5 protein-coding genes and 2 pseudogenes are annotated in these 7,528 nt (G+C 56.9%); 4 read left to right on the plus strand and 3 right to left on the minus strand.

Translation table 11 applies throughout. The annotated features are described in order from the left end of the window. Positions 1 to 421: 421 nt before the first annotated feature. A pseudogene (locus AACS24_RS16850) lies at positions 422 to 1,618 on the plus strand (NnrS family protein). Positions 1,619 to 1,628: 10 nt separating this feature from the next. Here AACS24_RS16850 and AACS24_RS16855 read toward each other — a convergent pair. Continuing rightward, the gene (locus AACS24_RS16855; RefSeq protein WP_108571411.1) at positions 1,629 to 2,198 is read right to left on the minus strand and encodes a helix-turn-helix domain-containing protein; all 570 of its coding nucleotides are present in this window, start codon (positions 2,196 to 2,198) and stop codon (positions 1,629 to 1,631) included. A 121-nt stretch (positions 2,199 to 2,319) separates the two neighbouring features. Between AACS24_RS16855 and AACS24_RS16860 the strand changes: the two genes are divergently transcribed. Both AACS24_RS16860 and AACS24_RS16865 read left to right on the plus strand, forming a co-directional pair. Further along, positions 2,320 to 3,495: a benzoate/H(+) symporter BenE family transporter gene (locus AACS24_RS16860; protein ID WP_108571412.1), complete on the plus strand. Its 1,176-nt coding sequence runs from the start codon at positions 2,320 to 2,322 to the stop codon at positions 3,493 to 3,495. A 120-nt stretch (positions 3,496 to 3,615) separates the two neighbouring features. Continuing rightward, on the plus strand, positions 3,616 to 4,686 hold the full coding sequence (locus AACS24_RS16865; protein ID WP_108571413.1) for a DUF3103 family protein: 1,071 nt from the start codon (positions 3,616 to 3,618) through the stop codon (positions 4,684 to 4,686). A gap of 60 nt (positions 4,687 to 4,746) precedes the next feature. Here AACS24_RS16865 and metF read toward each other — a convergent pair whose 3' ends face one another. After that, complete coding sequence (gene metF / locus AACS24_RS16870; protein ID WP_108571414.1) at positions 4,747 to 5,643, minus strand: methylenetetrahydrofolate reductase; 897 nt, start codon at positions 5,641 to 5,643, stop codon at positions 4,747 to 4,749. 334 nt (positions 5,644 to 5,977) lie between these two features. Between metF and AACS24_RS16875 the strand changes: the two genes are divergently transcribed. Then, entirely contained in the window at positions 5,978 to 6,778 is an 801-nt protein-coding gene (locus AACS24_RS16875) for a GNAT family N-acetyltransferase (protein WP_108571415.1), read from the plus strand. 52 nt (positions 6,779 to 6,830) lie between these two features. On the opposite strand, the pseudogene AACS24_RS16880 reads toward AACS24_RS16875, so the two are convergent. Next, positions 6,831 to 7,528: pseudogene (locus AACS24_RS16880) on the minus strand (ABC transporter substrate-binding protein); the annotation flags it as partial.

The raw sequence follows: 7,528 nt of genomic DNA on the forward strand, positions 1-7,528 counted from the left end.
TTGCTTGATTCAAATTGTTAAAGAGCGACGCAGCTTTTGCTGCTGCGGGAGTGGCATTCTACTCAACCGCCTTCTCGAGTCAAGCCTTATTTCCAAAGGCTTTTCGATGTTATCGACCGGATTGTTTGCGTTGCCGCTTGCCGTGTCGATGGAGGCGCATTATAGGGAGTGAATTCGTTCTGGCAAGGGGATAATTGCAAAAAGATGGCTTTCGCTGTTCGTTCGCTCACAAAGCCACCAATCAGCATGTTAAACCGGCGAAATCAGCTTGCTGCAGGCACCTCAACAGCCAAATCAAGCTATCTGCCACGATTTATCACAGCCCCCTCACTTCTTGCCCTTATCAGCATATCGGTTTTAATTGAACATTTGAAAAGCCAGTTTATGATTGGCTTTTCAAATGTTCAATTAAGGTCTCGTCATGCATCAGATCCTGGATAGCCGTGCAGAGGAAAAAATTGTTCCTCTGTTCCGCCTCGGATTTCGGCCTTTCTTCCTGCTCGGCGCTTTGTTCTCAACATTGGCAATGCTGGGCTGGCTTGGGTAGCTCAATAGCTGGTTCGTCCTGCAGGGGATTGGTAATCCTATCTGGTGGCATGCTCACGAGATGTTGTTTGGCTTCGGAGCGGCGATTGTTGCTGGATTTCTGCTGACCGCAGTGCAGAACTGGACCGCTCACCCCGGGGTGAGAAGCTGGCCGCTAGTGCTGATCGTGGCGCTGTGGGCATTGCCAAGAGCTTTGCTGCCCTGGCAGGGCGAACACAATACCTTCTTGATGGCAGCAGACCTGTTCTGGCTGCCGCTTTGCGCCTGGTATCTGGCCAAACCTATCGTGCAGACTAAACAATGGCGCAACCTCTTCTTTGTGCCTCTGCTGGTTGTACTGACCATGCTCAACGCTGCCAGCTGGCTGTGGCAGACGCAGTGGGCAAGCATGGAACATCTGTTCATTACCACTGTGCTCTTGTTTACGACCCTGATCGCCGTGATGGGAGGACGAGTCATCCCCTTCTTTACCGCCAGAGCCACGGGGATGGAAAAAGTAGTATCTCTTCTATGGCTGGAGCGAGCGGCTCTCGCCACACTATGGATCACGTTGGTGAGCTGGTTGCTGCTACCCACCCCGTGGACTACCAGCATCTATATGTTCCCTCTATATATAGTGGCGGCCGTTTTGCACTTGTGGCGCCAGCTGCGTTGGCGGCTGTCGTCCACTCTTGGCCAACCTCTCTTGTGGTCGCTGCACCTCGCCTACCTGTTTACCCCACTTGGGTTGTTCGCCCTTGGTGCTCTGGCTGCCGGCCTTCCCATCGGTCTATCGCTGGCCAGCCACCTGCTCAGTGCCGGCTGCATGGGAACCATGATTCTGGGGATGATAGCCCGGGTTTCCCTTGGTCACAGTGGCCGGGCCTTGCAGGTGGGGCGCAGGATCCAGTGCGCTTTCGCGCTGGTGATCATGGCCGCCATGCTCAGGGTCGTGATCCCGCTATTCTGGCCTGCCTATACCCTGCATGGCTGGAACCTCAGCGGCCTGGCCTGGAGCCTGGCGTATGGGCTGTTTGTCTGGGTCTATGCTCCCATATTGACCAGCCCTCGGGCTGATGGGCGCCCTGGCTGATCCAAGTGGGTCATGATCTGCTGGCCGGATAGTGGATAAGATTGTGGAAGATGGCTGGGGCCACCCCCTGATTGCGATAACCATGAGGGCGATCAGCCGCAAAACGCACCGCCTCGCCCTGTGTCAAGGAACGCCACTCTCCCTCCACCAGCACTTCTATCTGGCCGCTGATGACGATGACATGCTCGGTCACTCCTGGTTCATGGGGTTCTGATTCTCGCTGATAACCGGGCAACAGGGTCAACTCAAACAATTCGAAACCAAAGCGCCTCTCATAAGGGAATAGAGGCGCAACCTGCATGCCCTCTCCCGCCGGCTGCTGGCGAATAGCATCGGCGGTACGGTAAAGCACATCGCTTTGCGCTGCGGGAGCTGATTCGATGAAACTGGAGAAAGAGACCCGGAACCCGGTCGCAATCTTCCACAGAGTGGCCACCGTCGGGCTCGATTCCCCTCGCTCAATCTGGCCCAGCATCGCCTTGCTGACGCCAGTCTCCCGCGCCGCTACATCCAGGCTCCATCCCAGTTCGCAGCGTAATCCCCTCAGACGTTGTGCCAGATGCTTATTCATCTCTTGCATGACTGCCTCTTTAATTGCGCCTGCATTAATCGCCTTGTGCGCTATAGCGCACAACGATATAGTCTGGTGCAATATTGTACGCAATAACGCACAGACCGCCACAACCCCACAAGGACGTTATATGCCCTTTGCCCTTCCCCATCTGGTCGCCGGCTTCATCGCCGTGATGGTCGGTTATACCAGCTCGGTCATCTTGATCATTCAGGCCGCCACAGCAGCCGGAGCAGATGCCACCCAGCTCACGTCCTGGTTATGGACGCTGGGTATCGGCATGGGCATCAGCTGCATCGCCCTCTCCCTCTATTACCGCATCCCCGTCTTGACCGCCTGGTCGACTCCGGGGGCCGCCCTGCTCATCACCAGCCTGGGCGACTTCACCCTGGCCGAGGCCATTGGCGCCTTTATTATCTCTTCCCTGCTGATCACCCTGTGCGGCATCAGCGGCTGGTTCGATCGACTAATGCGTCATATCCCCGCCCAGCTGGCAGCGGCCATGCTTGCCGGGGTACTGCTCAAATTCGGGCTGGATCTGTTCAAGGTCGCGCCGGCAGATCCCATGCTGCTCGGCAGCCTGTTGCTGGCGTTCCTGCTCGGCCGCCATCTCTGGCCACGCTATACCATGGTACTGGTGCTGGCTGTCGGTATCCTCATCTGCCTGTTGAGAGGAGAGCTGCAACTTGACACCATTCACTGGCAACTGGCCGGCCCGGTCATGATCTGGCCAGAGTTCTCCCTTGGTGCCCTGTTCGGTATCACTCTGCCACTGTTCATCGTCACCATGACCTCCCAGAACATGCCGGGCATTACCATTTTACGGGCCCACGGCTATCAACCCGCCACCTCATCTCTCATCACCTGGACCGGCCTGACCGGTCTGCTGCTGGCTCCCTTCGGCGGTTACGCCTTCAACCTGGCGGCCATCACCGCTGCCATCTGCATGGGGAAAGAGGTGGATCCGGATGCCAACCGGCGCTGGCCCGCGGCAGTGTGGGCTGGCTGCTTCTATCTGCTGACCGGCTGTTTCGGGGCCACGGTGGCGGCGCTGTTCACAGCCTTCCCGGCGACACTGGTGACCAGTGTCGCCGGGCTAGCCCTGCTCGGCACCATCGGCAGCAGCATGCACACCGCATTGCAACACGACGATGCCCGTGAGGCCGCCCTGCTGACCTTCATCATCACGGCTTCCGGTATCAACCTGCTCGGCATCGCTGCCGCCTGCTGGGGACTGCTCATCGGCATGGGGCTCTATGGCATCCAAATTTATCGACAAAGGAATCAATTGGATCACAAACCGTGAACCATTCCACACTCTCCGTACAAAATAGTTCACAACTGAAACTAATTTTAATCTAGTGGCATCAGGCGGCATCTTCTTCCCAATTTGCCGCCTGTCAGGTTCATATAACGGAGAATAAAAATGAAAAGTCAGGCTGTCTTGTTATTGCTGGCCATACTGGGCGCCACGAGCGTCCAGGCTGCCGATACGGATCGGGAGCTGGCGCGCCAGCTCGCGCTACAACAGAAGAGTTTGCTGCCTCTGGTAAGCAATCCTCAGTACCAAAGCCCGCTGCCAGAGTTGTTGAAGAAAGCGCCCACCCGCCTTAAACGGCAAGCAACAGATGCCAATCAGGCAGCGATCGCCCGACAAGGGCTAGACGGGGAAGTGAAGCAGTTGATGCAGCTGCGACTGGCCAACCCGGAACAGGCCGCAGCTTTGCAACAGGGGGTTGAACCGCTGGTCGCTTATGTCCCGAGCGGTGATGAGAAGAGCTGGAGTGCCATCGAAGCGTTCGACAGCGCCGGCAATCCGGTCTATCTGGATGTCGACAAGGCACCGGCCCGCCCTGTGCTCGTGGTCGAAGCCGATCCGGTGAAAGCCAAAAATGCCGGTCTGCAGGTGATGCGCAAGGCATTTGCCGCGGCCGATATGCAGGCAGCCCCCCAACCCAAAGCCGCTACCAGCACGGCACCGCTCAAAACCAGCATTCTGAAAAAGATCAGACTGAAAGATGATCAGGAGCCCTGGCTGCTTGGTGCTGCCGAGGTTTATGCCGTCGTCGCCGGGGTCAACCCCAGTCGGGATGAGCCCGTGGTCGATATCGTTGATATGCCCTACCTCGACTATGACAATACCGACTACACCCCCAACCAGATCCTAGTTTACTGGGATCGCTACCGCTGGGGTGCGGTTGATATCGTGATGATGGAGCAGGATGACAACGTCAACTACAAGGAGCTGGCCGACCTGTTGATTGAGGCGCTCAAGCTCGGCTTTACCGCTGGCGGAGTACCGGAGGGCCTCCCCTTCCTCGATCTGGGTGGTCGTATCGTCAAGGCGCTGCCCGACTCCTGGATGACCAACGACGATGACTATCTGGATACCTTCTACACCCTGGAGCAGGACCAGAGTTATCACCAGTATCCGGGAGCGGCAGGCAATGCGGTGATCGATCTCGAGCCGAAAGAGATCGCCCCGACCAGACCCTGACGGGTCGCCATAACAAAAAAGCCAATGAGCAACTCATTGGCTTTTTTATCCCTCTGGCGGTTACGGCTGGCCTTTCGGTCTAACCCCCAGGGTGTGGCAGATGGCATAGGTCAATTCGGATCGGTTCAGGGTATAGAAGTGGAAATCCTTGACCCCTTCCTGACTCAGCACCCGCACCTGATCGATAGCGATACTCGCCCCCACCAGATTACGAGTCATCTGATCGTTCTCCAGCCCTTCAAAACGCTGATGCATCCAGCGCGGGATCTTCACGTTGGTGAAACCGGCAAACTTGGCCAGGGTCTGGTAGTTGGAGACCGGCAGGATCCCCGGCACGATTTCAGCATCAATACCAATAGCGGCACAGCGATCCCGAAAACGCAGATAGGTCTCCACATCGAAGAAAAACTGGGTAATGGCGCGGTTGGCACCGGCATCGATCTTGCGCTTGAGGTTGAGCAAATCCGACTGGGCGCTCTTCGCCTCCGGGTGACCTTCCGGATAGGCCGCCACCGAGATATCAAAGTCAGCTTCAGCCTTGAGCAGGGCAACCAGATCGGTGGCATACATCTCGGGCTTATCCACCCCCTGAGGCAGATCACCACGCAGGGCCACAATATGGCGGATACCGCTGTTCCAGTAGTCGCGGGCAATGGTCCGCAGCTCGTCGCGGCTGGCATCGATACAGGTCAGGTGGGGCGCGGCAATCAGACCGGTGCGCTCCTTGATATCCTTGATCACCTTGTGAGTGCGATCCCGAGTGCCGGAATTGGCGCCATAGGTCACGGAGACGAACTTGGGTTCCAGCACTTTCAGTCGCTCAATGGACTGCCAGAGAGTGTTTTCCATCCCTTCACTGTTGGGCGGGAAAAACTCGAAACTGACCGATATATCGCCATTCAAATCTGCCAGACTCTGGTTGAGCGCTTCAACCTGACGTGCACTGTGAAATCCCATCTGCTCTTCTCCCTGTCCTGCTATCCATCTACGCACGCCAAAACGGATGTTTGGACGTCCAAACGTCTCTATATTTATGAGCAAAGCAATATAAAGTCAACTGTCATTTCACAAACACCGTCAGATGAAACTCATCGTTACAAATTAATCAACGACTAAGCGGAACTCCTCATCCCAAAATTATCCCGGGCGAGTTATGATAGACGACGGATCGTCCTGGACGTTCTGAATCTGCGTGTGATTGTTTGGCCGGAGAATCAATTCTCCGGCCCCTTTTTATCTACTTCTTCCTGCACCTGCCGATAAAAGATTGAATCTTCGCAGGAGCACCATCATGGATACCCACCCCGGCTTTGCCACCGACTTGCTGTTTGATCGCTATCAGGGCGAGGTCACTCGGCACGAGCAGTTCTGGGCCGTGCGCACTCCGGATGCTCCCGACTACTACTTTGGCAACTATCTGCTGCTCGCCTCTCCCCCCAGTGACAGGGATAAAGGATGGCTGGAAGCCGCATTCGATCAGCTGATTGGCCAGGATCCCAGGATCCAGCACCGAACTTTCCAGTGGCCACTGGCCGAAGGGCAGAACAGCCGGGTCGCCGGCTTCGTCACTACCGGATATCAGTATCTGGAGTGCGTTGTTCTGGCACTCGACAAGGATGGCTGGCAAATGTCCGATAGCGCCCTTTCCCATGCCGAAGTGCGTGCATTCAAGCCTGCTGACTGGCAAGAGTGGATCGACTTCGAGCTCCATGAGCGAGATGAAGCCCATTCAAAGGAGAGTTATCTCTCCTATCTTCACTCCCGCCGAGAGCTCTATCAGGCGATGATCGCCGACGGACTGGGAAACTGGTGGGGGGTCTGGCTGGATGATCAGCTGGTTGCCAGCTGCGGTCTCTTCTTTACCGATAAGTTGGGGCGCTTTCAGCTGGTAAGAACCCACCGGAGATGGCGTAATCAGGGGCTCTGCCGCCAGCTGCTGAGCAAGGTTGCCCAACACGGGCTGACTCGGGTCGAACAGCTGATCATAGTGGCCGACGAGCACTATCACGCACAGCGGATCTACCGCTCGCTTGGTTTCACTCCGGTCGCCCGCATCGGCAGCCTTTGCCGCTGGCCCCATGAACCTCGGTAGAGCGACAACAAAAACGGGAGGCTGATGCCTCCCGTTCCTTTTACAAACCCCGCTATTGCTGAGGATCTTCCAGCTCTTTGGATAGCGCCTGCTCCACCTCATGGGGAGATGCAGGTTGTGGGGTTGCAGCAGACGACGCTGGCTGAACAGGAGCAACCGATGCCACTGGTGCAGGTGCAGGTGCAGGTGCAGGTGCAGGTGCAGGTGCAGCAGGAGTATCGGTCGTAGCAGGAGCAGCGGAAACTGCCGCAGCCGAAGCGACTGCATCACACTGGCAATCCTGCCCCTTGGCCTTATTGCCCTGATGGGGGGCATACCACCCCTTGAGGCCATTCTCCAACCGCTCTGCGGCAGCCTTGGGCTCCATCTTGCCGAGCAACACAGCCTGACTCACTTCCGCCAGCTCATCCCCCAACTTGGGAGTGCCACGAGAGAGGATCTGGGTCGCCACGCGAATGGTCGAGTCACACTGATCGCGCCACCCCATCATCTCCCTTGCCGCCGGATTGGTAACATCAAAGAAGTGGTTGGAGAGGGAGAAAAATCCCGGCAGCGAGTTGGTATAGAGCTCGGCAAACTGCGGGGTTGTCAGCCACTGCAGGAAAGCCATCGCCCCCTCCTTGTTTTTGCTCGCCGTATTCATCCCCATGCCGATGTCGGTGTGGTCGGTAAAGAAGCAGCCGTCACCCTGTTTTGCCACAGGCGGGCGCATCACACCAAAATCGACCTTGCCGGTAAAGGGTGCAATCT

The organism is Aeromonas sp. HMWF016, from assembly GCF_963878195.1.
Lineage (GTDB): Bacteria > Pseudomonadota > Gammaproteobacteria > Enterobacterales > Aeromonadaceae > Aeromonas > Aeromonas lacus.

Coding starts and splice junctions, on each gene's coding strand:
- AACS24_RS16855 (WP_108571411.1), bottom strand. CDS start 2,198: ATGCAAGAGATGAATAAGCATCTGGCACAACGTCTGAGGGGATTACGC.
- AACS24_RS16860 (WP_108571412.1), top strand. CDS start 2,320: ATGCCCTTTGCCCTTCCCCATCTGGTCGCCGGCTTCATCGCCGTGATG.
- AACS24_RS16865 (WP_108571413.1), top strand. CDS start 3,616: ATGAAAAGTCAGGCTGTCTTGTTATTGCTGGCCATACTGGGCGCCACG.
- metF (WP_108571414.1), bottom strand. CDS start 5,643: ATGGGATTTCACAGTGCACGTCAGGTTGAAGCGCTCAACCAGAGTCTG.
- AACS24_RS16875 (WP_108571415.1), top strand. CDS start 5,978: ATGGATACCCACCCCGGCTTTGCCACCGACTTGCTGTTTGATCGCTAT.